The organism is Thermococcus sp. GR5 (assembly GCF_012027535.1).
Taxonomy (GTDB): Archaea; Methanobacteriota_B; Thermococci; order Thermococcales; family Thermococcaceae; genus Thermococcus; species Thermococcus onnurineus.
Map to the genome: position 1 here is coordinate 190,991 of NZ_SNUN01000002.1, position 26,569 is coordinate 217,559.

33 protein-coding genes are annotated in these 26,569 nt (G+C 51.3%); 7 read left to right on the forward strand and 26 right to left on the reverse strand.

Annotated features, from left to right (window positions below):
• Positions 1-47: 47 nt before the first annotated feature.
• The 10 genes from E3E33_RS02920 to E3E33_RS02965 form a co-directional block, all read right to left on the reverse strand.
• Positions 48-698, reverse strand: coding sequence for a peroxiredoxin (locus E3E33_RS02920; RefSeq protein ID WP_012571789.1), 651 nt, complete (start codon positions 696-698; stop codon positions 48-50).
• A 225-nt stretch (positions 699-923) separates the two neighbouring features.
• The gene (locus tag E3E33_RS02925) at positions 924-2,834 is read right to left on the reverse strand and encodes a molybdopterin-dependent oxidoreductase (protein ID WP_167711782.1); all 1,911 of its coding nucleotides are present in this window, start codon (positions 2,832-2,834) and stop codon (positions 924-926) included.
• Between the two features lie 5 nt (positions 2,835-2,839).
• Positions 2,840-3,409 (reverse strand): hypothetical protein, encoded by a 570-nt coding sequence (locus E3E33_RS02930; protein WP_012571787.1) that lies wholly within the window; start codon positions 3,407-3,409, stop codon positions 2,840-2,842.
• A 34-nt stretch (positions 3,410-3,443) separates the two neighbouring features.
• Entirely contained in the window at positions 3,444-4,193 is a 750-nt protein-coding gene (locus E3E33_RS02935) for a DNA polymerase sliding clamp (RefSeq protein ID WP_012571786.1), read from the reverse strand.
• Positions 4,194-4,195: 2 nt separating this feature from the next.
• Positions 4,196-4,378, reverse strand: coding sequence for a hypothetical protein (locus tag E3E33_RS02940; protein ID WP_048055050.1), 183 nt, complete (start codon positions 4,376-4,378; stop codon positions 4,196-4,198).
• The gene (locus tag E3E33_RS02945) at positions 4,360-4,692 is read right to left on the reverse strand and encodes a transcription factor S (protein ID WP_012571784.1); all 333 of its coding nucleotides are present in this window, start codon (positions 4,690-4,692) and stop codon (positions 4,360-4,362) included. The genes E3E33_RS02940 and E3E33_RS02945 overlap by 19 nt, the downstream gene beginning before the upstream one ends.
• Positions 4,693-4,757: 65 nt before the next feature.
• Positions 4,758-5,180 carry an immunoglobulin-like domain-containing protein gene (locus E3E33_RS02950; RefSeq protein ID WP_167711762.1) on the reverse strand — a complete coding sequence of 141 codons (423 nt, stop codon included), beginning with the start codon at positions 5,178-5,180 and terminating at the stop codon, positions 4,758-4,760.
• Positions 5,177-5,629 carry an immunoglobulin-like domain-containing protein gene (locus E3E33_RS02955; protein WP_012571782.1) on the reverse strand — a complete coding sequence of 151 codons (453 nt, stop codon included), beginning with the start codon at positions 5,627-5,629 and terminating at the stop codon, positions 5,177-5,179. The genes E3E33_RS02950 and E3E33_RS02955 overlap by 4 nt, the downstream gene beginning before the upstream one ends.
• A gap of 449 nt (positions 5,630-6,078) precedes the next feature.
• A complete protein-coding gene (gene glyA / locus E3E33_RS02960; RefSeq protein WP_167711763.1) occupies positions 6,079-7,362 on the reverse strand; it encodes a serine hydroxymethyltransferase in 1,284 nt (427 codons plus the stop codon).
• Positions 7,363-7,500: 138 nt separating this feature from the next.
• On the reverse strand, positions 7,501-8,685 hold the full coding sequence (locus E3E33_RS02965; protein WP_012571780.1) for an aromatic amino acid transport family protein: 1,185 nt from the start codon (positions 8,683-8,685) through the stop codon (positions 7,501-7,503).
• Between the two features lie 147 nt (positions 8,686-8,832).
• Here E3E33_RS02965 and cobB point away from each other — a divergent pair, with 147 nt between their 5' ends.
• From cobB to E3E33_RS02995, 6 genes are read left to right on the forward strand one after another with little or no spacing between them, the layout of a single operon-like run.
• Positions 8,833-9,585 (forward strand): NAD-dependent protein deacetylase, encoded by a 753-nt coding sequence (cobB, locus tag E3E33_RS02970; protein WP_167711764.1) that lies wholly within the window; start codon positions 8,833-8,835, stop codon positions 9,583-9,585.
• Positions 9,582-9,998 (forward strand): DUF3783 domain-containing protein, encoded by a 417-nt coding sequence (locus E3E33_RS02975; RefSeq protein WP_167711765.1) that lies wholly within the window; start codon positions 9,582-9,584, stop codon positions 9,996-9,998. Before cobB ends, E3E33_RS02975 begins: the two co-directional genes overlap by 4 nt.
• A gap of 33 nt (positions 9,999-10,031) precedes the next feature.
• Entirely contained in the window at positions 10,032-10,760 is a 729-nt protein-coding gene (locus E3E33_RS02980) for a TIGR02253 family HAD-type hydrolase (RefSeq protein WP_167711766.1), read from the forward strand.
• Complete coding sequence (locus tag E3E33_RS02985) at positions 10,717-11,298, forward strand: ASCH domain-containing protein (protein WP_240912004.1); 582 nt, start codon at positions 10,717-10,719, stop codon at positions 11,296-11,298. The genes E3E33_RS02980 and E3E33_RS02985 overlap by 44 nt, the downstream gene beginning before the upstream one ends.
• A gap of 37 nt (positions 11,299-11,335) precedes the next feature.
• Positions 11,336-11,986, forward strand: a complete 651-nt coding sequence (locus E3E33_RS02990) for a phosphatase PAP2 family protein (RefSeq protein WP_240910545.1) — start codon at positions 11,336-11,338, stop codon at positions 11,984-11,986.
• A complete protein-coding gene (locus E3E33_RS02995) occupies positions 11,979-12,440 on the forward strand; it encodes a COG2426 family protein (protein WP_167711767.1) in 462 nt (153 codons plus the stop codon). The genes E3E33_RS02990 and E3E33_RS02995 overlap by 8 nt, the downstream gene beginning before the upstream one ends.
• Positions 12,441-12,454: 14 nt before the next feature.
• On the opposite strand, the gene E3E33_RS03000 is transcribed toward E3E33_RS02995, so the two are convergent.
• From E3E33_RS03000 to E3E33_RS03015, 4 genes are all read right to left on the reverse strand, one after another.
• Positions 12,455-13,738 carry an MFS transporter gene (locus E3E33_RS03000; protein WP_167711785.1) on the reverse strand — a complete coding sequence of 428 codons (1,284 nt, stop codon included), beginning with the start codon at positions 13,736-13,738 and terminating at the stop codon, positions 12,455-12,457.
• Between the two features lie 193 nt (positions 13,739-13,931).
• Positions 13,932-14,540: a YiiX/YebB-like N1pC/P60 family cysteine hydrolase gene (locus E3E33_RS03005; RefSeq protein WP_167711768.1), complete on the reverse strand. Its 609-nt coding sequence runs from the start codon at positions 14,538-14,540 to the stop codon at positions 13,932-13,934.
• Between the two features lie 254 nt (positions 14,541-14,794).
• On the reverse strand, positions 14,795-16,117 hold the full coding sequence (locus tag E3E33_RS03010) for a TldD/PmbA family protein (RefSeq protein WP_167711769.1): 1,323 nt from the start codon (positions 16,115-16,117) through the stop codon (positions 14,795-14,797).
• Between the two features lie 10 nt (positions 16,118-16,127).
• Complete coding sequence (locus E3E33_RS03015) at positions 16,128-17,549, reverse strand: TldD/PmbA family protein (RefSeq protein WP_167711786.1); 1,422 nt, start codon at positions 17,547-17,549, stop codon at positions 16,128-16,130.
• Between the two features lie 140 nt (positions 17,550-17,689).
• Between E3E33_RS03015 and E3E33_RS03020 the strand changes: the two genes are divergently transcribed.
• Entirely contained in the window at positions 17,690-18,580 is an 891-nt protein-coding gene (locus tag E3E33_RS03020; RefSeq protein WP_240912005.1) for an MFS transporter, read from the forward strand.
• Between the two features lie 242 nt (positions 18,581-18,822).
• Here the strand turns inward: E3E33_RS03020 and E3E33_RS03025 are convergent, their stop codons facing one another.
• From E3E33_RS03025 to E3E33_RS03080, 12 genes are all read right to left on the reverse strand, one after another.
• Positions 18,823-19,116: a MazG nucleotide pyrophosphohydrolase domain-containing protein gene (locus E3E33_RS03025; protein WP_167711770.1), complete on the reverse strand. Its 294-nt coding sequence runs from the start codon at positions 19,114-19,116 to the stop codon at positions 18,823-18,825.
• A 41-nt stretch (positions 19,117-19,157) separates the two neighbouring features.
• Positions 19,158-19,838: an aspartate/glutamate racemase family protein gene (locus E3E33_RS03030; protein ID WP_167711787.1), complete on the reverse strand. Its 681-nt coding sequence runs from the start codon at positions 19,836-19,838 to the stop codon at positions 19,158-19,160.
• 52 nt (positions 19,839-19,890) lie between these two features.
• Positions 19,891-20,613, reverse strand: a complete 723-nt coding sequence (locus tag E3E33_RS03035; protein WP_167711771.1) for a MinD/ParA family protein — start codon at positions 20,611-20,613, stop codon at positions 19,891-19,893.
• A gap of 86 nt (positions 20,614-20,699) precedes the next feature.
• A complete protein-coding gene (locus E3E33_RS03040) occupies positions 20,700-21,491 on the reverse strand; it encodes a mechanosensitive ion channel family protein (RefSeq protein WP_167711788.1) in 792 nt (263 codons plus the stop codon).
• Positions 21,492-21,573: 82 nt separating this feature from the next.
• Entirely contained in the window at positions 21,574-22,788 is a 1,215-nt protein-coding gene (gene coaBC / locus E3E33_RS03045) for a bifunctional phosphopantothenoylcysteine decarboxylase/phosphopantothenate--cysteine ligase CoaBC (protein ID WP_167711772.1), read from the reverse strand.
• 84 nt (positions 22,789-22,872) lie between these two features.
• Positions 22,873-23,382, reverse strand: coding sequence for a hypothetical protein (locus E3E33_RS03050; protein ID WP_167711773.1), 510 nt, complete (start codon positions 23,380-23,382; stop codon positions 22,873-22,875).
• Between the two features lie 118 nt (positions 23,383-23,500).
• Positions 23,501-23,881, reverse strand: coding sequence for a DUF190 domain-containing protein (locus E3E33_RS03055; protein ID WP_012571756.1), 381 nt, complete (start codon positions 23,879-23,881; stop codon positions 23,501-23,503).
• A 4-nt stretch (positions 23,882-23,885) separates the two neighbouring features.
• Complete coding sequence (gene crcB, locus E3E33_RS03060; RefSeq protein WP_012571755.1) at positions 23,886-24,257, reverse strand: fluoride efflux transporter CrcB; 372 nt, start codon at positions 24,255-24,257, stop codon at positions 23,886-23,888.
• 33 nt (positions 24,258-24,290) lie between these two features.
• The gene (locus E3E33_RS03065; RefSeq protein WP_167711774.1) at positions 24,291-24,716 is read right to left on the reverse strand and encodes a hypothetical protein; all 426 of its coding nucleotides are present in this window, start codon (positions 24,714-24,716) and stop codon (positions 24,291-24,293) included.
• On the reverse strand, positions 24,713-25,012 hold the full coding sequence (locus E3E33_RS03070; protein ID WP_012571753.1) for a hypothetical protein: 300 nt from the start codon (positions 25,010-25,012) through the stop codon (positions 24,713-24,715). Before E3E33_RS03070 ends, E3E33_RS03065 begins: the two co-directional genes overlap by 4 nt.
• Complete coding sequence (locus tag E3E33_RS03075) at positions 25,003-25,695, reverse strand: DUF6062 family protein (RefSeq protein WP_240912006.1); 693 nt, start codon at positions 25,693-25,695, stop codon at positions 25,003-25,005. Before E3E33_RS03075 ends, E3E33_RS03070 begins: the two co-directional genes overlap by 10 nt.
• Complete coding sequence (locus tag E3E33_RS03080) at positions 25,695-26,552, reverse strand: prenyltransferase/squalene oxidase repeat-containing protein (RefSeq protein ID WP_167711775.1); 858 nt, start codon at positions 26,550-26,552, stop codon at positions 25,695-25,697. Before E3E33_RS03080 ends, E3E33_RS03075 begins: the two co-directional genes overlap by 1 nt.
• Positions 26,553-26,569 lie beyond the last annotated feature (17 nt).

Here is a 26,569-nt window from a genome sequence, read left to right on the forward strand (position 1 = left end):
ACAGCCCAACAGAAGAGAAATCAGAAAAGAAGGGCAAAAGTCCATTTTCACTCAAGCTTCTTGTAACAGAACCACCAGTCGTAGCACTCGATCTCGCCCTTGGCCTTGGCTTCTTCGCGCTTCTTCTTCTCTTCGATGGTGGCAGCCGGCGGGATGATGACCTTGTCACCGATGAGCTCGTTGTTCGGCCACTTGTGCGGCAGAGCAACACCGTGCTCGTCGCTGGTCTTGAGGGCCTTTACGAGCCTGAGTATCTCATCCCAGTCCCTGCCGACCTCGGCCGGGTAGTAAACTATCGCCCTGATAACGCCCTTGTCGTCGACGACGAAGACTGCCCTAGCAGTAATAGTGGAGCCGCTCGGGATCATGCCGAGCTTGTCGGCGAGCTCACCGCGGTCATCGGCTATGATGGGGAAGTCGATCTCGACGCCGAGGTTATCCTTAATCCACTCCATCCACTTGATGTGGCTGAAGACCTGGTCAACGCTCAGTCCGATGGGCTCGACGCCAAGCTTCCTGAACTCCTCGGCCCTCTTCTGCATGGCGTAGAACTCGGTGGTACAGACCGGGGTAAAGTCAGCCGGATGACTGAAGAGTATGAACCACTTACCCTTCTCAGCAAAGTATTCCGGAAGCTTTATCACTCCGTGGGTGGTCTTAACCTCAACCTCTGGGAACTTTTCTCCTATGACGACCATCTTTCTTCACCTCCAATTTTTGTGTGTCGTCTTCACTATAAACCTGTTGGGTTCGAATATATAAACCTTTTGGTTCTGCTAACGGCACCAAATTTGACTAATATCCAATCAACTTAATAAGCTCGGGGTTGTTCGTGCAAAAAATACACTCATTTTACTGCCATTTTGTGATTAAAGTGCTGAGGAAACTTGTCAGAAAGGGGGAATTCTAGGCATAATCTTACCTCAGACTTTTCTCACATCAACCCAGGTTGAATGATAGGCAGACCCGTTGCCATATTTTTCGACGGTTTCATCGCTTGTCAAAAAGTTCACGTTCCAGCCGAGCAAAGAAGGCCAGAAGGCCTTATAGAGCAGGACGACGCCTTTAGGAACGTCATCACTAAGTTTCACGGTCGTTTTGATCCTCCCATTGTCGTTGAAAACCTCTACGGTGTCTCCGTCGCAGATTTCCCTCTCCTCAGCATCATCTGGGTTCATATAGAGGCTTGGGTCTATTATCCCGTAGGTGTTGTGGTACTGGCTCGTTATCGTCATCCTGTGCGTTGGACTGAGCAGGCGGAGTGGGTAGTTGCCCTGTGGGGACTTGTATTCCGGAAACGGTGATAGACCGCGCTCAGTGGCCCTCCGAGAGTAGAATTCGATTTTGCCACTCGGTGTTTCCCACTTCCTTGGCTTTTCTGGAACCTTTACGAAGCCCTTAGCTTTCAGCTCCTTCCAGCTTAGGTTGTTGATCTCCAGAACCTTCTGTATTACCTCCTCGTCGCTCTCGTAGAGGTGAGGGTTCTCGATGCCAAGGGCTTTGGCCAAAAGCCTCGTTACCTCGCTGTTGGATTTCCCGTAAAGCTCTGCAACTGGCTCGTTTAGAGCGACGTGGCGGTGATAGTAGGAGTCAACTATGTCGAGCCTCTCAAAGAAGGTGTTCGCCGGCAGGACAACGTCAGAGAATAGGGCTGTGTCAGTCAGGAAGATATCATGAGTAACAATAAAGACATCGTTTTCTATCAGGGCTCTCCTGAGCCTGTTCTGATTCGGCAAACTTGCCAGCGGATTGGAGTTGTAAACGTAGAGGAACTTTATCTCGCCCTTCTCGATGTATTCGGCAAGCTTCATCTGCGGGATTCTCTTTGCAGGCTTCGTGCGCAGGAAAGCCCCTTCGGCATAGCTCTTGTCTATCGTTTTCATGTCGTAGATGAAGCCGAAGCGATGACCGACTAGGGCCGGGAGAATTGAGATGGCCCTCACTGCCTCTCCACCACCCAAGGACCTCTGGAAGCCGTATCCGATGTGTATAACACCTTTTTTCTCAGCGAAGTCGAAGGCAAACTCCTCAATTTCTTCGCAGCTCAAACCCGTTTCGCGCTTCACGAAGTCAAGGTCCAATTTAATTACATAATTCTTGAATTCCTTAAAACCATAAACGTTCTCGCGGACGAAGTCCTTATCATAGAGCTCATTCTCTATGATGAGCTTCGCAACGGCTAGAGCGAAGAGGACATCGGTATCGGGCATTATCTGGAAGAACTTGTCGCTTCTCTTTGCTGTCTCGGTTCTGACGACGTCGACGGTCCAGATTTCAAGGCTATGCTTTTTGGCCAGCATAAAGCCGTGAAGGTTAGTCCAGAAGGCGTTGATTCCCCAGTACACGATGAGCTTCTGCCTTTTTAGCTCCTCGGGATCCATCCCAACTGCCGTTCCATAGACGTCCCCCAAAGCCTCCTGGCCGGCCCGGTCGCAAATTCCGTAATCAAGCATCGCAGTGTTCAGGTAGTGGAAGAGCCTGAGCGGGAAGGCATAGTTCACGATGCCCCTATCCCCCGCGTACTGGTAGACGAGAACGCTCTCGCTTCCGTACTCATCTATCGTCTCCCTCAGTTTTTGGGCGACGAGGTTGATGACCTCCGCCCAGCTGGCCTCTCGGAATTTTCCACTTCCTCTCTCGCCCGCTCTAATGAGCGGAACCTTAAGCCTGTCCTCCGCGTGGAACCACTTGGGCAGAAGCGCGCCCTTTGGACAAAGGAACCCCTCTGTTATTGGATGCCTGGGATTTCCTTTGACAACTAGGCGCCCGTTCTTAACCTCACTTATCATCGAGCAGGTGTCGTAGCAGTCCCGCATGCAGGCGGAGAACGGCATAACCATCACGGGGATATCTTGATTTTTTCTGCAGCTTCCCTCTCGATGAGAACCTTGGCTATCTCCCGGGGTAGCGTCACCAGATCGCCCGCTTTAAACGGCCCGTATTCTTTCAGCTCGGCGTCGAGGATTTTGGGGAGGTCGATCTTGATTATGTACGCCTCTCTGGAAATGGTTTTCCCTAGTGGTTCTGCAGCGGGGATGCTCTCGGGAACCTCAACGGCTTCGGCTGGAACCTCGACCGGGATCTCCTCACGCTCTATGAATGCCCTCAGAATGGTGAAAATCCTCTTCTCCTCGGCTGTCATCTCTTGAGGTATTCCTTCAACGGCCAGATCTACGATTTTATGGAGCCTGATTTTGATTATTTCGCGCATTAACTTCTCGGCGATATTGAGCTGGGCGAGGTAAAGGCGCTCCTCGATGTCCTCACCCCTCTCGCGGGAGCTCTCAGCGCTGAGCTTAAGGGCTTTTATCAGACTGTCAAATTCCCTGTAGAACTCTTCGTCGAGCTCTGTGAGGTCCGGAGATGAAAGCTCCCCCTCCAGCAGTTCCCTGAGCTTAACGATGTCCACGCTCTCACCAGCCTAAATGGAGAAGGAAAAGAAATCAGTCCTCGACGCGCGGAGCGAGGAGGAATATCAACTTACCCTCGTCCCTTATCGGATACTCCATCTGGAGGGGCATCTCGTTGCCGAACCTTATGATGACCTCGTCGGCCTTTCCGATACCTTTTATCATGTCGGCGAGATAGCTGATTCCGTATGCACTCTTGGTCTCCTCCTCAACCTCGAGGTCGAGCAGGCCCTCGTCCTCAAGGGTGAGCTTTATCTCAACCTCGTTGGTCTCGCCCTCTGCCTTCATGATGAACTCGTTCTCCCTTGCTATGAACTTGAGGGCGTCGCTGACGAGGGAGGCGTCCTTAACGGCCTCCTTGAGAACCTCTCCGAGAACAACGACCTTTGCTGTGAACGGAAGCTCCGGAAGGTCGAGCTCGAGTTCCTCAACCTCGATAAGTGGCAACCTAAAAGTTCTCTTGGCGGTTCCCTCGAAGGTGATCTCGAGGAAGTTCTCGTCGCCTTTCCTGAGGATGAGGGTGTCCTTGTTCTTGCCGCGCTTGAGTATCTTCTTGAAGTGGTCCATGTTGATTCCAACTGTCTCCTCTTCCTCGACCTCATACTTGGAGAATATGCTCTCCGGGAGGTTAAGATCGATGAGAACGACCCTGCTCGGATCCATGGCGCGCATGCTTATTCCTTCCTCGGTTATCTTGAAAGCCGCCTCGTCAATCAGGTTGCTTGCGGTGGCTATAAGATCGGCGAAATCTTTGGCACCATCAAAAACTATCTCGAACGGCATTTTTATCCCTCCTTCAGTATATTGAGCATCAGCCTAACTCTTTCTTTCCCCCGGAATAAATAAGCTTTTCCGTTATCTGTATCGGGCAGTCTTTTATAGGCCTCCTCAAGCTCCTTAAGAGCCTTTTCGGCGAGGCGCTTTAAAACTTCAAGCTTCTCCTCCTCGTTCACTCGTAGGACCTCCATACGTGGCCGCACTTGGTGCACTTGTAGAATATCGTGCTCGGCTCATCGCCGGCCCTCGTCTGGAGCTCCCACCAGTAAGCCTCGTCGTTGCCGCACTTCGGACAGGTTATCTTAACCTTTGGAAGGGTTGCCAGATCCTGTTCAACGACTATTATTCCCTCATCGGGCTTGTGTTCGACCTTCTGGGTTATTCTTGTCTTCTCCCTGTCCTTCTCCTCGTCGAAGGGCTCTTCATAACCACACTTTCTGCAGACCCAGACCTTTCTCTTCCTATCCGGGAGCATAAGGTTACCGCACTCTGGACAGAACTTCATTTTCTCTCACCCCTACAGCCGGGGGTGAGGTATGTGGTTGGGGGATAAAAAGTTTTGCCAAGAATTTAGTCCGCTATCTCAAACTCCATGCTAGCGTTCACGCATCCCCGCGGCCAGCCGCAAATTTCCTTGACGACCTTGTATCTCCCGGGAGGGAGGTCAGGATAGAAACGAGGGTCTCCTATGGATTCTTTTTCAGGCAGGTATTTCAGGGTTATCCGCTGCTTCCATGAGCGGAAAGGTGTGAGGACTATGAGGTCATCTGTAAAAATCAGTCCAGTCCTAACTCGAACCCAGCTACCGTTATCCCAGCGGTAGAGGAGGTATCCCCGGCCAAGTTCAATTGGCATAAGTCCGATGTTCCTTACAGTCAGCTCGGGCCGTTCTTCCTGAGCGTAAGCTTCCTTATCGAGGCTGATCATGAAGTGTGGACCGGTAGCACCCCAGAGAAGAAGGATAAGGAGAGAGACAAGGGGACCCTTTCTCAACTCTGCCACCCCCAGCCGGTGATGTCGAACTCGGCCTCGGGCTTTACCGTCACGTTGCCCACGAAGACGCTCTTGACTATTTTGTAATGTCCAGGCTCGAGGTTGAGCTTAGACAGATCTATACTTTGCTCCCAGCTCTTGCCGGGCTCAATGATGATTGCGATCTCAATAAAGGCTATGTCCAGCTTTACCTCTTTCCAGTTGCCGTTCTCAAGTCTGTAAAGCTGGAATGCATAGCCGGTAGTTGCTTCCGAGTCAGCGTTGTTAATTACTGTCAGAACCATAGTCTCATCCGGAGCATAGCTCGTCTTGTCAAGTTTCAGAACGACATCTGGGACGTCTGGAGTACCGTCCGTTCCGCCGTTGTCCCCTTCTGCGGGGGATGAAGCCATGAAATAGGCTATGGGAATTATTAATAGTATCAGTAGCACAGGGACTGCCTTTTTCATGTGAACCACCGGAGAAGTGTCAACTTTCAGGTTTTTAACGGTTGCCAAAGCTTCAAAAGAGATTGAAGTGATCAGTTGGAGGTTATTTGAGCTTCTTTATTTTAGCAGAGATGGAAAGGAAGCAGGACTTATTCAAAGTCAATGTCCAGTTTGAACTCTGTGGCTTTATTCGTCTAATTTTAGCCCCTTATTTGAGCCACTTATTTAAAGTGGATTACGTAATGTTCACGATGTCCAGCCATATTCTACGAATGAATTAAACACAAAGGCCAGACATCACTTTAATTTACTGGAAAAGCGAGTTTATAACTTTTTCTGCGATAAAATATGATGAAAAAACGTTAAGTTTGGATATAATCTAGCATTACGGTAGATTTAGTGGATAGGCCCCAAAACCGCCCTGGAGAAATCTTGATTACTAACTTGCGAAATTGAAAAAATAAGGAAAATTATTCCTTCATTGGGAGGCCGTGGTCAAAGGAGTAGTAGACCTTCTGGTACTCCTTCCTGTACTCGGCAACTTCCTTCTCGACCTTCTTCGGATCCTCCTTGTCGATTAGGACCCGCCTCATAAAGACGGCGATGTCCTTCATATTGTCCTCGAGCATTCCAACGCGGGTCATCTCCTGAACGCCTATCCTGAGTCCGCTCGGGGTGTTAACTTTCTCGAGCGGGTCCCACGGCAGGAGGTTCTTGTTGAGGATAATTCCTGCCTCCTCAAGCAGCGGAGCAGCCCATCCGCCGGCGGCCTCGTGGAGATCGCTAACATCGACAATGACCTGGTGGCTCTCGGTGTAGCCTTTGTCCTCGCCGATGACCTTGAAGCCCTCCTCGGCGAGGGCCTCGGCGAGGGCCTTGGCGTTCTTGACAATCTGGGCCGCGTACCTCTCACCAAACTCGAGCATCTCCGCAGCGGTGATGACCTTTCCGGCCATGTGATGGAGGTGGTGGTTGCTGAGGACACCCGGGAAGATGGCCCACTGGAGCTTGGCGACGTCATCACCGAAGTTCTTGTAGAGGATTATACCGCCCTGCGGTCCTGGGAAGGTCTTGTGGGTCGAGGCGGTCATGATGTCAACGCCCTCCCTGAGTGGGTCCTGGAACTGCTTTCCGGCAATGAGACCGAGCACGTGGGCTGCGTCGTACATGACGTAAGCACCGACTTCCTTAGCCACCGGAGCAAGTTCCTTGACCGGGTGTGGGAACGGGAAGAGCGAACCACCGAAGACGACTATTCTTGGCTCGAGCTCACGAATGAGCTGAGCGGCCTTGTCAACGTCGATGTTGAACTCCTCGTTGTCAAAGGGCCAGGTATGGACTTCAAGGCCCCTCATTCCAGCGGCTCCGAAGGGCATGTGGCTTATGTGGCCACCATGGGAGGTGTGCAGAACGATAGCCTTGTCTCCCGGCTGGGTGAGACCGAAGAAAACTGCCTGGTTGGCGTTGGTTCCGGATATAGGTCTGAGGTCAGCAAAGTCGCTTCCAAAGAGCTTGCAGAAGAGGTCAACACCGATGAGCTCGACCTCATCAACGTACTTACAGCCCTGATAATACCTCTGTCTGGGCCAGCCCTCGGCGTACTTGTGCATGAAGCCGCTAGAAACGGCGCGGTTGACGCTTGGGGAGGTTACGTTCTCACTCGCAATCAGGTTTATGGTTGAGCTCCTCCACTTCTCGTGGGCCTCCAGATACTCAATAACCTCGTCTCTGTAGGTTTTGTAGCCGTTCTCCATGGGAAACACCTCGATGAGGATTTGAACGGGGGGAATATAAATCTTACCGCAGAATTGAAGGCTTATTCATGTGCTTTCTTTTCCATTCCGGCTGGTAGCCGGGAATCCTTTCGAAAAAGGATAGAAAAAAGCAAAGGATTACTTCCTGAGCTTGCTGGCAAGGTAAATAAGAATCGGCAGCACTATGAACGCCAGGAAATCACCGGTGTCGCCGGCGAAGGCCAGCACATCGGCGAAGTTCTTGACCCCTGCAAAGTAGAGTGTAGCCGGCGGTATAACCGTCAGTCCCCATGCTATCGGCTTCTTGAGTCTCATGAACTCAGCATTGTTGCTCTGCTGAGCTAGGGCGATGCCTATATAGCTCGTGGTTATGGCCAGCAACGGAATTAGGTTGCCTACGAGCTTGCCAACGTGTCCATAGAGCAGCTCGAGCCCCTGAGTGGCGATTTGCGGGGTGTTCTTTCCAAAGGCGAGAAGGAATGCTGCCATAAAGACAGCGTAAATGGCCGTTGGAATGAGGAACGCCAGGATAATGACCTTCTTGGTCTCTTCGTAGCTTCCGAGTCCCTTGTAGACGTCGGGGATTATGGTATGGCAGCCGAGGGCGAAGATGGCAACGCCGGTTATGCTGAGTATTCCCGAGAGGTCGGTGTAGAGGCCGTTTTCGAGCTCTGCGTGGGGGGTGAGCATCAGGGTAACGCCGATGAAGAGGGCGAGCATTATGTAACTCATTATGAGCTCGGTCTTTCCGCTGGCTTCGAGTCCGTGGTAAACTACGAGCGATGCCAGAACCCAGAATATGAGCGCTCCAAGCGTGTCGCTTATACCGAAGAGGCTGGAGAAGACGCTGCCCATTCCCGCTATGTAAGCGAGGAGCGCGCCGAAGCTCATTATGAATATGCTGATGTACATGAGCCAGCCTCCTGCCTTTCCGAGGGTTCTGTTGGCTATGGTGCTCATCTGTGCTCCGCCCATCTCGGCGGAGAACTTCAGCACTATGAATGCCGTCGCCAGCATCAGAAGCATCACTCCTAAGAGAACGCCCAGTGCTGGGATCAGGCCAACCTTTGAGGCTGCATAGGGAAGTCCAAGCACCCCTGCCCCTATCTGTGTTCCCACGAGTATTGCCAGGGCCTCGTTCTTTGTGATGCGTGCCTTTTCGACCTTTATCGTGGAGGTTCTCAAAGCTACCGTGGCTTTTCTTCTCCTTAGGTTCTGGATGAGGGTGACCTTTTTACGTCTCCCTGCAGCTAGTCTCCCCACATAATACCTCCCGTGTGAGGTGGTGACTTTTCTCCGGGGGGTTCCATCAGTAACGGGCATCTCTCTCACCTCTGTAAAATGTACTCATGGATACAATTTAAAGGCTCGCACGAAAATGTGAAACCTGCTTCAAAGATTATTCGGCGTAGATGGGAAAAGGGCTCAAGGTCAGGCATGATTTTTAAAGATAGCCGAGTAAGTATAATCATGATAGAGGAAGCCTCAAAACTGCTCGCCCGCTCGAGGTTTGCCATAGCCTTTACCGGGGCCGGAATAAGCGCAGAGAGCGGTGTTCCAACCTTCAGGGGCTTTAACGGCCTCTGGAAGAAGCACAGGCCGGAGGAGCTGGCAACGCCAGAAGCCTTCAGGAAGGACCCTCACCTCGTCTGGAGCTTCTACAAGTGGAGAATGGGGCTCATAATGAAAGCCAGACCCAACAGGGCTCATTACGCTTTAGCTGAGCTCGAGGAGATGGGCATTTTGAAGACTGTGATAACCCAGAATGTTGACGACCTCCATCGTGAGGCCGGCACAAAAAACCTCATCGAGCTCCACGGCAACATCTTTCGCGTTAGGTGTACTTCCTGTGGCTATAAGGAAAACCTCAAGGAGAATGGTCACTTGGAAGAGTTCCTGGTCCAAAAAGACCTGCCAAAGTGCCCAAACTGCGATTCGCTTCTGAGGCCTGACGTGGTGTGGTTTGGCGAGCCGCTGCCGAGGAAAGCCCTGGACGAGGCCTTTAAGCTCGCGGAGAAGGCAGACCTGGTTCTAGTGATTGGTACCAGCGGTGTTGTCTATCCCGCAGCTTACATCCCCCAGATCGTTAGGGAAACTGGGGGCAAAGTCATTGAGGTAAATCCTGAGGAAAGCGGGATCACGCCCATAGCCGACGTCTTCCTGCGCTGTCCGGCTGGTGAGGCTATGGAAAAGTTGATGAAGAGGATTAAGGGGCTGATATGATGGGTGGAAAGGTTCTCCTCATTGGCTTTAATGAGGATGAGGTCGAAAAGATAATGGATGTCCTAAACGGCCTGGATGTCTTTGAGGTTCCCGAGTATTGCCGGGGCTGGATCGTTGGAGAGATAGTTACTAAAGCCGAAAAGCTGAGAGGTTCGAGCTACTGGCATCTCAGAAAGTTCGTGATAATGCATGACGTTGACAACGAGACGCTGAAGGGGGTAATAAAAGCAGTCCGCTCCCTCGACCTTGGGAGGGTAATATTTGCCACCACGACGGAAACGTCCCTTACCTGGAAGCTCGAAGATTTGCTCAACGAGCTTATGGGGGAGGACGAGTACTTTCAGGCCATGAGGTGGGCGAGGAGGCAGGTGGGTGAGAGGAAAGGCCCGTTCCTCGGCCTTGGGAAGGATTAAATAGGAGAAAAGCGTAGGGATGGTGGTGACTAGATGATAAGAGTCGTGTTCTTTGACCTCGACGACACGCTCGTTGACACGAGCAAACTCGCCGAGATGGCCAGGAAAAACGCTATAGAGAACATGGTACGCCACGGGCTTCCCGTTGATTTTGAAACCGCTTACCATGAGCTCCTCGAGCTCATAAACGAGTACGGAAGCAACTTTGGGAGGCACTTCGACTACCTCCTGAGGAGGCTTGACCTACCGAACAACCCCAAGTGGATAGCCGCAGGAGTTATAGCGTATCACAACACCAAGTTCGCCTACCTCAAAAGCGTCAAGGGCGCTAGAAAAGTCCTCCTCGAGCTCAAGAAAGATGGCTTTGGCCTCGGGGTGATTACCGACGGCGACCCCATAAAACAGTGGGAAAAGATACTCCGCCTCGAGCTCGATGAATATTTTGATGAGGTCTTTATATCCAACTATCTCGGCGTTAAGAAGCCTCACAGAAAGATATTTGAGAAGGCCCTGCGGAAGTTCAACGTCGAGCCCCACGAGGCGCTGATGGTCGGTGACAGGCTGTACTCGGACATCTACGGGGCGAAGCAGGTTGGCATGAGGACAGTATGGTTTAAATATGGGAAGTACGCCAACCGCGAGCTGGACTATCTGGAGTATGCGGACTTCACGATCAAGTCATTGGAAGAGGTTCCGGAGATCGTTAGGGGGCTGAACCTTGAAGAGAAAGAGCGTGCAGATAAGGAAGTTTATGCTGATTGACAGCGCCTACAAATCAAGGATTCTCAGGGGAGACAAGGTCACAACGATAAGGTATGGGGACTACGAGGCCAAGCCTGGAAGCGAGATTTACCTAGTCATCACGCCTAGCGATACTGCCATAGCCAAGGTCAGGATAACCCGCGTCGAGAAAAAGAAAGTTAAGGAGCTCACCAACGGAGATGCTAGGCTTGACGGCTTTTCCGACGTCAGGGAACTCGTCAGAGAGCTGAGCAAAATCTACGGGGAGCTCTACGGTGACGACGAGGTTACGATAATAGGCTTTGAAGTCATCAAGCGCTTCGAGGACGGAATACCTCTCAAGTGGCTCAAGGGCCTCAATTACCGTGAACCTGGGGAGATAGCGAGACTCTACCTTGAAAATAAGGAGAAGGTCAACCTAAGCCGCGAAACTGACTTCATACTGCGCAGAATATACAACGAGGGCCTTGGAAGGGCCGTTAGAACCTTCGGGCCGAAAAAAGTTCAGCAGGCGCTGCTCAAGGCATATCATGCGCTCTACGGGGCTGGCATCATCTAAGGAAAAGCTTTATCTATGTATTTCCGTTCTTTTCTCCATGCCTATGAACGAGAGAAGGAAGCTTGGGATACTCACGGGCATGCTCATTGTAATCTTTATAGCCCAGCTTCTTGGTTTATTGGGCGATATTAACACATATGTATATGCCCACACTCCATTTGTGGACTCCCTTTGGATAACTCTAATCACAGATTCTGCCAGCTTCGGAATTTTTGCGGTTTATGTTCTTCTCTTCGTATTATGGGACCTCAGAAGAAGCAGGAAGCTAAGCCGTTCCACTTTAAATTTCATAGTCTCGATCTTTCTTGGCATGGCAATTGTAGGCGTTTTGAAAGTCTTAACTGAGGTGCCACGACCAGATGAAGCTCCTCTATCTTTACCATTCTTCCAAGCCCTGTTAAACGCTGATTATTTCGCCTTCCCCTCTGGACATACAGCGAGAGCTTCTATTCTGGCGTGTTTCCTGGGTGAGCGTTTCCCCAAATACAAACTTATCTGGTGGGGTTATGCCCTTTTAGTTGCCTTTTCAAGGCTGCTCTTTCACGTTCACTGGTTCAGCGATGTTCTCTTTAGTTTGATCCTTGGCCCGTGGGTTTTTATAGTGGTAGCGTCCACAGAAAGCATGTGGCTTCCAATCTACAGGGCCTTTATTGAAAAGCTCAAACTGGAGGTGTTTGACGTTGAATAACCTCCTTGAGGTTTTCATACTATCTCTGGTTCCCACATTCGAGGGCCGATATGCCATCGTTTACGGCATAAGTAAAGGTTATCCCTTGTGGAAGACCCTTCTGGCAGCTTCTCTTGGCGTTCTGCTTCTCTCGCTCGTCCTTCCGGCGGTCCTACCCTACATAGACAGGCTTATGATCTGGCTTGAGGGAACCTTCCTTAGAAAAATAGCACACCTATATCTCTACTACGTCGAGCGGGTCAGGAAAAAGGCCCATCCCTACGTCGAGAAGTGGGGCTTCCTTGGACTGACAATCTTTGTGGCGATACCCCTCCCCGGAACGGGCATATGGACGGGAGCTCTGGCTGCGTACCTGTTTGGCATCGAGAAGAGGCAGACGGTTCCTGCTCTAATCCTCGGCGGGTTGCTCAGCATGGCAATAACTGTACTTCCGGCGTTGGGGCTGTTTGGGTGAAAAAAAGAAAGGGCTCAGGTAAGCTCCTTCCCCATAGTCTCCTCGCCAAGGATCAGAACGTCCAGAGCGCCTATTATTGAGACCACCGCTATGACCAGAACTGCCAGGGCAGCTCCGCTAACCTCCATGATCCTCCCGGCCAGTATCGGCGCTATCCCGCCGCCTATCCTGGCCATCGCCCCAGCCCAGCCGGTGCCGGTTCCGCGCACGCTTGTGGGGTAGAGCTCCGGCGTGTAGGCGTAGATGGCGCCCCAGGCGCCGAGGTTGAAGAAGCTGAAGAGTATGGCGCTCGAGAGTATCATAGCCTCGTTGGCGGAGCTTGCGGCCAGGTAGAATGCTACCCCTGCAATTCCTGATAGAAACAGGTACGAAGAGAGAGTCTTCTTCCTCCCGATGCGCTCGATAAGATATGCGGCGCTCCAGTACCCCGGCAGCTGGGCTATGGCGGTTATGATGAAGTACTGGAAGCTCTTAAAGACGGTTATTCCAAGCGTAGCGGAGAGGAACTTGGGAAGCCAGATGAAAAAGCCGTAGTATGCGAAGGCTATGCTGAACCACGCAACGGTCAGCATGAGGGTTCTCCTTGAGTATTTCCTCCAGAGATCGGCTATAGAGGTCCTCTTCTGCTCCTCGCCGGGTTTCTGGAGCTTTACATCAACGCCGAAGATCCTCCTCAGTATTTCCTCGGCCTCCGAGATTCTTCCCTTCACGAGGAGGAACCTGGGAGATTCAGGCAGAGTCAGCAGGAGAGGCAGAATAAGGAGGATCGCTCCACCGAAGAGCAGGATATTCCTCCAGTCTGCCCTCACAAGAAGGGCCACCACTCCGATGATTATGGTTCCTATTGCCCAGAAGCTCTCAAGGATTGAGATCATTGCTCCTCTCACGGACTTCGGCATGAATTCGGCGAAGTAGGAGCTGGCAACTGGCAGAGAACCTCCGAGTCCAAGCCCCACGATGAACCTGAGGGCTATGAGCTCATCAAGACTTCCCGCAAAGGAGCTGACTATGGAGCCGAGCGAGAATGTGACGACGGCCAGGGTCAGAGCTTTTTTCCTTCCTATGCGATCCGCGAGGATTCCGAAGAGCCACGCCCCAAAAAGCATTCCGAAGAGGGCCGCCGAGCCAAGAGAACCGAGTTTGGCGAGGCTACCCTGGAAAGCAGGTTCCTCCTTCAGCAAGGGTATAATCAAGCTCGCGGCTATAGTGTTCACAGCAATGAACGCCCATATCGCTCCGAGGACTGCCAGAAGCCTGTAGTGAAAGCTCTCTAATTTGGAGTTCTCGATGACTTCCATCCTGATCACCTCAAAGACCAGCTTTTCGGCTATTAAGAAGGTAGAATGGGGGGCTTTAAGAGTTTTTAGATTGTTTAAGGGTTGAACAATGTCTGCATCAGACATCCCTTTGAAAGGTATTCCCTGGATAAAAACGGGGGATAAAAACGGGCACTTTGGCCTCAGAGATATCATTGAGAAATTTTAAAAGGATTCAGACAGAGTGGTAGTAGATTATCGAGACCTCCGGGTCGTCGTAGACTTCCTGTGGAGCAACTGCATACCCATAGGTCCAGCTCCAAGCACCATCGTTTTCGTCAATGTTTATGCTGTATCCAGATGCCCACATGTATGCTGCCCAGACGAGCTGGGAACAGTAGTAACTGTCGCTGTAGATGTCGGGCTTGCTGAGGTAGTTCCAGTTGTACGGCTTGCCATACTGGAGATAGGCGAAATATGCAGCATAATAGCGTATGGTAGCATCAGCGGTTATAACCCTGCCAATGGCAACAGTATCGTACCTGCTCAGGAACTTGCTGAGGGGGGTAAATGTCACGCCGTTACTTGTAGTTGCTTCAATGACTATCCAGTCTCCTATGCCACTGTCGTACCACCCAATTATACCCACGTGTGTCCAGAACCCGGGTATAACCCAATCGGTCACACCTTCTGAGTGGCCGAAAACAAGGTCGCCCTGCACTATGCCCGAAGGATAGGGATGCACATAGGCACTACTATCTCCACTGATGCTGGCCGCAGCTACGGGACTAACAAACGCAGCTAGTACAAGAATCACGCTCAGGATTCCGGCAACCCTTTTCATTTAACCCACCCCCAATTTAAACTATCATAGAAGTGCACTATGGTCTAATAAAGGTTTTCCTTTACCATTATAAATTGTTAGTGTACATTTCTTTGCATTGAAGAACACTTGGGGTGGCAGAAGAAGATAAACGTTTCAATTTTTCAAAACGAGTCCAAACGACTAAGTCAAGATTTAATCCTCTACACAACACTTCCACGGTTATAATAAAGGAGAACGGCAACTTGAAGGATAAAAATAAAATAATAACGATGTCACTTTGTTGCTCTCGTTATTCCCACGTCCTTCACGACCACGTATGGTGTGAAGACAGGAGTTCTGACCTCCCACCAGTGGATGTGGTGGATGTCCTTCCCGAGGGCAGAGATGTTCTCTAGAATTCTCTGGAAGTTGTCGCTCACGCGGATGTTCCTTATGGGCTTCAGCTCGCCGTTTTCGACAAGGAAGATGCCGTCCCTCGGGATGGTCGAGAAGTCGCCGGTAACGTAGTTCTGGAAGCGGGTGTACCAGACATTGGTGATGTATATGCCCTTCTTGACCTCACTGAAGAGCTCCTCCTTGGTGTAGTCACCTGGTTCAAGCAGGATGTTCCAGGCATGCGGCATGGCGAGTCCTGCGTTGGCCGTTGTTTCGGTTTCGTACTTCTTGGCTAGGCTCGTGTTGAGTAGGAATGTTTTGAAGGTTCCGTTCTCGATTATCATTGTTTCTCTCGTCGGAACGCCTTCATCGTCGAACTTTCTGGTTCCGTAGGCGTTGGGCATGTTTCCGACGTCTTTGATGGTAACGTCCTCGTTTGCTACTTTCTGCCCGAGCTTGCCAGCGAGGAAGGAGAAGCCTGCCTCGGCGGCATAGGCCGACGTCATGAAGCTCATATAACTGAGAAGATTGGCGAAGGCCAGCGGGTCAAATATCACATCGAACTTTCCTTCCGGTCCCTGCTCCGGGTTCTGTGCCATCTTGGCTATCTCACCGGCCTTTCTTCCCGCACTTTCGGGATCGAACTTCTTGAGAATCCTCACCGAGTTAGTGCCGTGGCCGCTCTCAAGGTCGCCGATGAAGGCTCTAACGCTTATCTCTATTCCTGTTCCTTCGTCAAAAGCCTCGACGCCGTTGCTCGTGGTGAGATAGATCCTGTTGTGGTCAGTGTATAAAACACCGGCGACACGCTTAGCCCTCTCCTCGAGGGCCGCGTTTATGGCCCTCTCAACGTACTCGTTCGGCTCATCGAGCTCGACTATGGCTTTATCGAAGGTCTCGGGTATATCTATGTACTCGAAGGGCCCCTCTGCTATGCCGTAGTAGTCCTCCTTCGGGGCCATGTTCTTTAAAGTCGAGAGCAGGGCCTTGAGCGTCCTCTCGATGTTCTCCTCGCTCAGCTCAGTGATGCTTGTTCCCGCGATCCTCTTATCAAGCTCGACGAAGAGCTCCACCTTCCTCTCGTGCCAGTTCTTGGCGACAGTTATCTCGTTGTTGGCGAAGCGCACCTGGCGCCTGTCCATCTCGTAGCCGAGGACGACAACATCGCCGAAGCCAAGCTCTTTGGCCTTCTTAAGGATGAATTCGTTAACGTCAAACATCTCCACCACCTCATGGCCTCCTCAGCGGTATCCCCCTGAGCCTCGCAGGGGCACCTCCCATCCAGACAGGAACGCCCTGGCCAGGCTCGCCCTTACCGCAGGTTCCTGGGAAGTACTCAACCTCTTTGCCAACGGCATCGACGCTGCTCCACAGTGCCTTGGTGGTTATCTCCAGAATCGGTCTCCTCACGGGGTGCTTAATCTCGCCGTTCTCGATGAGATAAGCCTCTCTGCCGATGTAACGCTGCTGATAGCGTCTGTCGTCTATGTTCCACTCGTTGAAGGAGACCATGTAAATGCCGAGCTTTATGTCCTCTATCAGCTCATCAAAGCTGTAATCTCCGGGGGCTAGGTAGGTGTTGGCCATTCTCACTATCGGCTCGCGGTTGTAGTTTATCGCCCTGGCTGAAGCGTTGGAGCGCTGGCCGAGTTTGGCTGCGTACTCCCTGTTTGTGAGGAACTCGGTTATAATCCCATCTTTAATTAGGTAGCGTGGCCTTGCCTTAACACCCTCGTCGTCGTAGAGGTAGAAGCCCCAGCTGTTGGGTATCGTTGGATCCTCTATGACTGTGACGACTTCGCTTCCAATCCTCTCACCCAGCATCTCTGGCTTTACGAAGCTTTCACCGGCCTGCGCCGCCTCCCTACCGAATATTCTATCTGCTTCATAGGGATGCCCGACGCTCTCGTGGACGGCTATGCCAGCTACCTCTGGGCTTATGACTACATCTACTTTTCCTTCGGGCGGTTTCCTACCCTCGCGTATGAGCCTTTGAAGAGCCAAAACGTCTTTAACCGCCCACTTCCAAGGCTCGTCCTTTTCAATGAGCTCCAGTCCACCTGAGAAGGCCCTCTGCACGAAAGGTGCCTGCTCCATCTGGCCGTTCTCGGAGACAACGAGGTTGTACATCATGGAGACGCGCGGGATGACGCTCTCAACGAGTGCACCTTCGCTGTTCATGAATATCTTGTGCCAGATCTGGTCAGAGTACCTGAGGAAGCGCATCGGTGTCTGTGCACCAGCCTCCAAAACATCCTCCTCAACTTTTTTCAGGAGCTCAAGTTTTTCCTCCACCGAAACGTCGCGGAAGTCCTTCCTCATCTTGACTTCGTAGTAAACCTCGTGAAAGTCTTCATCGCTAAAGCGAATAGGCTCATTCCTTACCTTCGAAGCTGCTTTAGCGAGCTTGACAGCTTTTTTAACCGCTTCGGCAACGCTTTCTTTGGTGAGGACGTTCGTTGAGGCAAATCCCATGCCTCCATCGACCAGAATCCTCACGCCAATTCCCCTGTCTGAGATGACTTCAAGGCCTTCAGGATTGCCGTTCTTCATTGCCAGAGAAGTGCCATTCTTCTCCTCGAAGCGAGCCTCGGCATAACTCGCCCCGAGCTCTAAAGCCTTTTCAACGGCGAACTCAACGAGTTCATGCATGCACATCACCTCAGCTTACTGCATAGGGAAGTGCGCTCGGAGGTATAAAAGTCTTTCCGCTTCGATGACGGTCGAAAAAAGGCTTTAATCTTCGGTCTGTTATGCGTACTTTTAGGAGTATGAAATCACGGAGGGTGGCGATGGACTGCATTAAACGCTTCTACCTCGCGGGATTCCTCTACATTGCCCTTTATGCAGGCTTCTATCAGGTCTACCTCCAGAGCTTAGGCCTATCTAAGGGGCAGATTGGCCTGCTGGCGGCGGTTTCTCTACTCCTTGTGGCCTTCCTTGAAGTTCCAACTGGAGTGGTGGCGGACAAGATTTCAAAGAAGACAAGTGTTCTGGTGGCGAGGGCCCTTTTTCTTGCCTCTCTTCCCCTGCTCTATTTTGCTAATTCTTTTGCTGACGTATTCCTTGCTACTATCATAGGTGCCCTCTCAACGGCTTTTACCACTGGTGCAGAAACAGGCTGGCTCTATGAGCTTTTAAAGAGAGACGGACGAGCAGATGAATATCCGAGAGTTTACGGAAGACTAAGATCCTTTGAAATGGCCGGCGGTTTCGTTGGAACTCTTACAGGGGGCATCCTTGCGGACTTTGCTGGCAGTATGAGGCTTCCAATAATCCTGAGCCTTCCCTTCGTTCTGACTTCGCTCTTAATACTCGTCACGATTCCAAAGGACACCGTGAGAAGCGGGCTTCCATACGGTCACCACCTTCTTGAGAGCATCAGGTTCGTCTGGAACTCCCGCGAAGTTCTCTGGCTTTTCATCTATGCAAACATCATTGGCCTTCCCGTGACCCTCTTCACGGCTTTCATGCAGCTCTACTTCTATGGATTCCTCGCGTCCGTTCTCGCTGTTTCGGGTGTTGTGGCACTTCACATGACCATCAACAGCATTTCATGGTACATTGACGTAGGGGATAAAGTGAGGGAGAGGCTTTACCTCTATGCGGGGGATTCTTCTTCCGTTCCTCTCACTTCTCGCGGGACTGAGCGGCTGGTTCGGGCTCATCACGCTGGTTCTTGAAACGTTTATATTCGCCCAGGCTTTCAAGGAGTGGCAGGGAAGGTTTCAGAAGGCGATCCCCGATGAGAAAAGGGCCACTGTTGGTTCCCTTTACTCCCTCATAGCGGCTACACTAATGGGGTCCTCAACGCTGTCCTTGGGTGGCTCTTTGATTATGTGGGCATAATGCGTGGGATAGTCCTCGCATCGGTGTTCTTTTTGGGGTTGAGTTCTCTGGCATTCACTAAAAAGATGAGAAATCTCTAAAACTTCTCTTCACATTCACATGGGTTCTTTCCGCAGTAGGGGCAGACGCCCGGGTATTTCTTATTCGCCGCTTCCTCCAAATCAACGCCAACTAGGTTTGCTAAACTTGAAAGCCACGCTAGAACGTCAGCGAACTCCTCCTCCATCGCCTCCATGTCCTTCTTCCTTATCGCCTCCGCTAACTCGCCGACTTCCTCGACGAACCAGAGGAAGGTCCTGTCTATGCTGCGTTTTGAGTCCTTATGAAAGTAAATCTCCCTTATCATTTCCTGGAACTCGCGAATCTCCATATCTTTTCACCCAACGAAGGGGAAAGAAAAGGGTATAAAAATCACTCGCTTGCCAGCTCTATGAGCTTCCTCATGTGGATTTCCGCCGTATCGAAGACCTCAATGCTAACGTCTCCAGCCTTTATGGCCAGGGGAAGCTCCGTGCAGCCAAGGATTACTCCTTTGACTTTCTCTTCCCTCGCATACCTCTCGATTAGTTCGACTATCCAGGCCTTGTTTCTGAAGTTTTCGAAGGCCAGCTCGTTGAAAATTATCGAGTTGAGCCTCTCCTGCTCCTCCTCGCTTGGAACCACGACTTCAAAGCCCTCCTCACGGAGCGCGTTGACGTAGAAATCGGAGCTCATGGTTGTTTTAGTTCCGAGGAGGAGAACGCGCTTTATCCCTCTCCTCTTGATTTCTTCAGCAACTGCCTCTATTATGCTCACCATCGGAACGTTTACTTCTTTCTGAACATCGGGGAAGACTTTGTGAGGAGTGTTTGCGGACATCGCTATTATTTCCGCTCCTGCCCTCTTGAGGGCCTTGGCAGCGTTGATTAGGATCTTCTTCCTCCCCTCCCAGCCTTCGGGGTTCTCGAAGAACTCCTTGAAGTTTATGGAGTAGATTATGAGTTCTGGATAGAAGTGCTTCCCAAACTTCTCGCGACTTATCTCGATGTATCTGCGGTAGTAGTAGCAGGTTGATTCTGGGGTCATTCCGCCGATTATGCCTATCCTTTTCATCAGAATCACCAAGAACTGGGAGGAAAACAAACTTTATGAGGGTTTCGGGGCATTAAACGAAAAGTTCTTCAATTGTGTAAGCTATCTCTGTTATCACTCCAAGATCATCGCCCCACTCACATACGGGAGTGCCAGTGTAAGTGCTTTCCAGTATGAATGGATCATAGGGTATTGTTCCCAGCAGAGGCACTTCAAGCTCATTAGCTATAAACCTCTCGAGGGAGAGGAGGGCCTTCTTCGGAATGAGTGGTTTGTTAAGCACGACCCAAAGGTTTGGATGCCCCAAGTGGAGGAACTTTCCCACTATCGACCCCACCCAGTCCCGGAGATTTCTGAGAGGAACGGTACTGGGGTCTATTACGAGTATCTGGTAATCCAGCCCGCTAATTAAGGGCCGGGCGGCTATCGGCAGACCCGATGGAAAGTCGATCAAAACTACACCGTAGTACTCTTTAACGTACTCAACCAAGCCAGTAAGTGCTTCGAACGAAAGCCTGCGGTGTATTTCCTCATTCGGATCGCCTGGCATGAGGTAGAGGTTTTTGATGTGCCTGTGGGGGAATATCAGCCACTTTATCTCCATCTCGTGATCCTTGAGGTAGGAATGTACTGTGTACTTTGGGTTTATTCCAAGATGAAAACCTAGGTTGGGAAAATACAGATCCGCATCAACAAGAAGAGTCCTGATCCCCTGCATAGCCAGGCGTGCCCCTATATTCGCGGTAAGGGCAGTTTTGCCCGTTCCTTCCAGGCCGGTTATTCCTTCAACCACCATTTTGGCTCACTCTGTAACAAAACTTTGCAATATTGAAACCAGACGGTAAAGTTCAAAAATTTCTTTAGTGGGAAAAACAAAAGCCCTTATCCTGACATCTCCCGGATATGGACATCCACTTGCGGAAACGGTATTTCGATGCCCTCTTTGGTGTAGAGTTCATAGATGCCCCTGGTCAAGTCTCCCTTCACTTCCCAGTAGTCCTCGGTCTTGGTCCAGGCCCTGAGCTGTAGGTTTATGGATGAATCTGCCAGAGCAGTTATGACGACGCTTGGCTCTGGCTCATTGAGAACCTTGGGATGACTCTTCATGAGCTCCATTGCGAGCTGTATAGCCCTATCAAGGTTGGTTCCATAGGCGACACCGATATCAATTCCGACCCTTCTCGTGGGCATACGGGTGTGGTTGATTATTATGGCTCCCCAAACGAGCCTGTTTGGGATCATTATTATGGTGTTGTCTGGGGTCAGTAGCTCAGTGGCCATAAGTCCTATGCTGTTAACCTTTCCGGTCTGGCCCGATATGCTCACGACCTCGTCGATGTCTATCGGTCCGAGGGCCGCAATCCAGAGGCCGGCTGCAAGATTCATCAGCGTATCCTGTAAGCCAAAGCCCAGAATCAGGCCTATCACCGCCGAGAGACCGAGGATAACCGGTCCGATAGACACCCCCAGAACTCCCACGGCTACGAGAATTACTGAAACATACAGCATGGCGCTGAAAAACCTCGCCAGAAACTCAACAACGAGCAGCGGGAGCTTGGTTTTTCTGAGGCTGTTCTTGAAGAGTCCCACTAGGATCTTGGTCACGATGTAGCCGACCACTAAGGTGACCGCTGCCGCTGTGATCTGGAATGGCGTTATCCCAATGTATGGCAGTGATTTATCAAGACTAACCGTTTATATCACCCAGGTCGTTCTAAGAAAAATTTGAGGAAGATGTTAAAAAGGTTTGCGATGTTTAAAGAATCCTCTGAAGGATCTCGTCCCAGAGCCTCTCCGCCAGCTCGCGCTTGCCCATCCTTGGCAACCTTTTGACATCTTCTTTTGTTACGAGAAGCACCTCGTTCTCTTCGCTGCCGAAGGCCTGGAGGGTGTTGGCAACAACGAGGTCGCTCTTTGCCCTCTCCATCTGCTTTCTGGCCGCACTTATCAACTCTTCCTCACCTAGACCAGTCTCTGCCTTGAAGCCCACGAGGAAAACATCCGGCTGAAGCTCCTTAACGCGGTCGATTATCTTAGGCGTCGGCTCAAGCTCCAGAACGAGCTCTTTGCCACTCTTTATTTTGACGCCAGCCCTGTTCTTAACCCTAAAGTCGCTTACAGCCGCGGTCAGAACAACAATGTCGTACTTCTTGCTCTTCAGCTCATTTTCTATCGCCTGGAGCATCTCCTCGACGGTCTCGACTTCGATCTGGTTCTCGACGAAACTTGGAACACTGCCTTTGGTTCTTATCAGCGTAACCTCCGCGCCTCTGAAGTCTGCCTCTTCGGCCATTGCCACACCCATTTTTCCGGAGCTCGCGTTGGTTATGTAGCGTATCGGGTCTATGTACTCCCTCGTTGCCCCTGCAGTTACCAGAACGCGCTTTCCTTTCAGATCTTTCTGGTGGAGTTTCTTGATGACGCGGTATACTATTTCCTCCGTCGTTGCCACTTTCGCCTTGCCCTCCTCGAAGCGCGGGCCGATGAACTCTATTCCAAGTCTCTTGAGCTTTTCTATGTTTTCAGCCACTATCGGGTGCTCGTACATCGTGGAGTGCATGGCGGGTGCTATCATTATCGGCGTGTGGGCAAAGGCAGTCGTTACGACCGTCGTAACCGGTGTATCATCTATGCCACAGGCTATCTTCGATATGGTGTTTGCCGTCGCTGGACAGACTAAAACCAGGTCTGCCTTGTTCTCGTGGTCTCCTGCCAGCTCAACGTGTTCGATGAAGCCTGTGATTTCCGTAACAACCGGGTTCCCCGTGGCGAACTCCATGGCGTAGGGGTGGACTATCTTCGTGGCGCTCTCGCTCATGACCGCGTGAACCTCAGCTCCATGTCTTATCAGCTCCCTCGCGAGCTTGACGCACTCGACGGCGGCTATACTGCCCGGAATTGCCAAAACGATCTTTTTACCAACGAGCTTCCTACTTTTGGTTGCGTAAATTAACTTAACGTGGTGTAGCATGGAAACACCTCCAGAATCAATTTGAAAGTTTAATTAAAATATTACCGCAGAATCCCACGCCTTTCCTGGGGGCTTAACTTACGGTTATGAGGCATCTTGGATGGTTCCCTCACTTGTCTGAGTTTTCAGATGTATCACCACGGCGTTATCCTCTACGACACGCTTAACCAGTCTGGCGGTGGATATCTGAACCCTGCCGATAGTCAAGTTCAGGACGGCCTTCAAGAGGTCTGGTGGTGAATTAGGGAGCATCGCTATTGTTATGTCTGTGGGATAGAACTTGCTATCCCGGTATTTAAAGAGCACAGAAACTGGATAGCTACCGGAAGGCATATCTACGCTGATTAGAAAAGCCTCGTGGATGTAAGTTTTTGTCTTCCTCTTTTCAACGACGGTTACTTCTATTTGCCCAGCGGCCACCGCGAGTTGAAGAAGGTACTTCTCCAGACAATCATCAGGAACAGAGAGCCTGAAGACTGCACTTCCCCTTGTTTCATTATAATAGACCCACTCTAGGGACATCTCGCTCCATGTTATCGTATCCATAACTTGATTAAAGCGCTCCATTGGGACCTCAAATTCGAGTGTGAACATGCCTGGGCCCCCATCTACAGGAACATAGTGTCTATTATTTTTATAATTATTGTAACATTTTCTCCTTATTAAGTTAACGGATATCACTGTATGGATGGGGAAAGCACATAGGTGTGCGTCAGAGCTCCCTCACGGCATCGTCCTCAAACCTTTTCACTTCCTCTCTTGTGCCAACCCATACAACTATCGTAGGCTCGACAGTTATCATGCCGTCCTTTATCATGGGCTTAATCTCGTGTATGGCCTTTTCAATCTTGTATCCCCTGTCCACGACCTCGATAATGATGGGCAAATCAGTAGAAAGCCTCATTACATCTGTGGAGTGAATTCTGCTCTTCTTCCCGAATCCGTAAATACCGCGGTAAACGGTTGCTCCTGCTATTCCCATCTCGAGGAGCTTCTCCACTATGGCCTTGTAGAGCGGTTTCCCCTCCCAGCGGTCGCTCTCACCTATGTAGATTCTGAGACAAAGCGTGTTCCAGTGCTCGACCTCAACCATAAGCTCACCTCCTTGCGAGAATGAATCCGATGAAAACTAGGCTTACCGTGATTATAACGTTTGCCGAGATGTTTAGGGCGGCGAGGAAATACTCCCTTTCACGTAAGAGCGAAAAGGTCTCGTAGGAGAACGTCGAGAATGTGCTCAAGGCACCACAGAAGCCTGTTCCGAAGAAAGCCCTCCAGTCTGCCGGAACATCGATTCCCCAGAAAAGGAGACCGTAGATGTAGCCAAGGATGAAGCTGGCTATGCTGTTGACGAGCAGGGTTCCAACAGGAAAGTCCTTATAAACAGGCAGTATTCCCGAGATGTAAAAGCGTGCCAATGCTCCGAGTGCACCGCCGAGTGCTATCGCAACCGCTATCCTGCCGTTCATTCCATCACCGCCGAACCATGTGTAGGGTCTCTTTTAATCCTTGTCCCCGAAGGCCATGTAGTAGTGAATCAGCTCCTTAACTTCCGAGAAGTCCCTTTCCTCCTTCCCGAGTACCTTTCTCAGTCTCTTGTTCTCCGCGATCATTCCGGAGAGCTGGATTCCGAGGTTCTGGTTGTCGAGTGCTATATAATAGGAGCGGAACTTCAGGGACGACCACTTCCCTTCAAGCTTATACAGCTCCTTTTCAAGAGCATCTATCTCCTTCTCAAGCTTTTCAAAGGCTTTCTCGTCGACATCGACTCCATCATCCACGTAGTCATGGAGGAGTATTATCCTCAGAGCCTCATCCAACCTGAAGCCGTAGCGCTCGCACAGTTCCTCTATCCTTTCGAGGGCCTCATCTGGAACCCTGAAGGTAACCCTCCGCCAGCCCCTCCGCGGCTTAACGGTTATTTTCATCTCTCTTCCCCTAGCTCTTTTCTAAGGTTTTTGTTCTCATCGCTGAGTTCCTTCCTAAATGCCATCAAAAACTCCTTATCCCTCTTTGCCTTATCTTCGAACTCGAGCATCTCGCGATAGTTCTGCCTCATCTCGCTGAGCCTCTTCTCCAGCCTGGCCCTCTGCTCCAAGAGGAACCGCAACTTGAGGGCTTTTAGGGTTCTCTCAAGCCCTTCTAGGTCTCTGAAGCGTCTCTCTATCTCCCGTTGGTTCTTCCGTATCTCAGCCAGCTCCTCGGGGCTTACTTCTATCTCCATAGCAAAACTCCCCTTGTCCGCTTTTTTCGTTCCTTCTTCCTTAGGGTAGCTCCGTTTTCGAGCCCTTTAAGCGCCTCTATAGTCATTGGGAGGGATGAAACCTCTCCTCTTGTGGGCCTTTCGAGTGCCTTATAGTCGAACTTGTTTATGAAAGAGTTCATCCTTTCCCTGAGCTTCTTCAGCTTCTCCAGCTGGACTTTTCTGAGCCTCTCCGCGCTCTGGGGATTTTTCTTCCTGAGGATTGAGTCTATCATCTCGTGGTGCCTTTTGCAGAGGATTGCCTCCGATGACTCATAAACGGGAAGGAGCTCCTCAATCTTCTCCGTGATAGCCTCCACCGTGTCCTTTTCCTTTTCCTCCACGAGAAGGCACAGGAAGCACTCGCCTTCCTTGACTTTCTCCCAGCTTTCGAGGATTTTGATATAAGTTGAAAGCATGTGCTCGTAGATTATTGCCACTCCCAGCGGGCCAAGCAGTGGGTTCGAGTAGGCCGTTTTGAGGGTTTTCCAGGCGTGGTAGGTGCAGAGACCAAGGCTCTCCTTGAACTTAACCCTAACAGTGGGGTCGTTCACGTGCTCGTAGAGGATTGTATTGATTTCAGACTCCTCGTACTCCCCGAGTATCCTGCAGACTGGGCAGCCCTCCTTCATAGCCTCCCTGAGATATATTCCCACGATATCCATCAGTACCACTTCAGGAGTTCGTCGAGGGCTTTCACGGCTCTGTACGTGTTCTGGAAGTTCGATATGCCCATCTCCAGCGAGCGCCTGAAGCCTCCGTTGGGGTTCTGCAGTGCCCTGATGAACCTGATGTGGTCTCTTATGTAGCGCGCCCTCTTGCCGAGCAGACTGAGACCTCTTATGGCATAGAACGTCGGTTCTAGATAGGGGGGCAGCGAGTAGGGCACCTCGGTAAAGCCGCCGTAGACCTCGCATCTGTAGAAGTGGGTGGTGTCTGGGACGGCATAGCCAAGGCCCTTGAGGGTGAAGAGGGCCTGGTAGGTCATGGTCGTGGTGGCCCCCTTCACCCCGAAGCCGTCTCCCTTGCGGAACCCCATCACAAACTCGCGTATCCTTTCCCTGGTCTCGCCGTCCATACGGTAACCCACGGCCGCCAGCGCCCTCGTGGCCCAGTAGGTTGCCTCCAGGGGAGTAGCCGTTCCGAACTCCTCACTTCCGCCGAGGCCAACGGCGAACTTCCCTTCTAGCGGGTTGTATTTGGAGAAGAGCAGGTCCAGCTTTTCCCTTGCCAGATCTCTCGCCCCCAGTAATGACAGTGCCTCGATGGCCATTGCAACGGCCACCACCGCGGTCTGCATCTGGGCGGAAGTGTAAAGGAACTCCACTGTCTTCTCCCTCTCGGGAATTTCGAGCCCGAGCAGGTCGTAAATCTTTACCGCGTAGTACGTGTCGTTAATGTTGGTCTCGTCCAAAACGCTCACGAAGCAGTAGCCGCCGTCCTCGTGGCGCCTCTCCTCAACGTAGCTGATGAGCGCATCAGCGTTAATAAACCTGCCAATCTCACTCAGCTTCGAGCCCATTCTACCGCCTCCTGCTA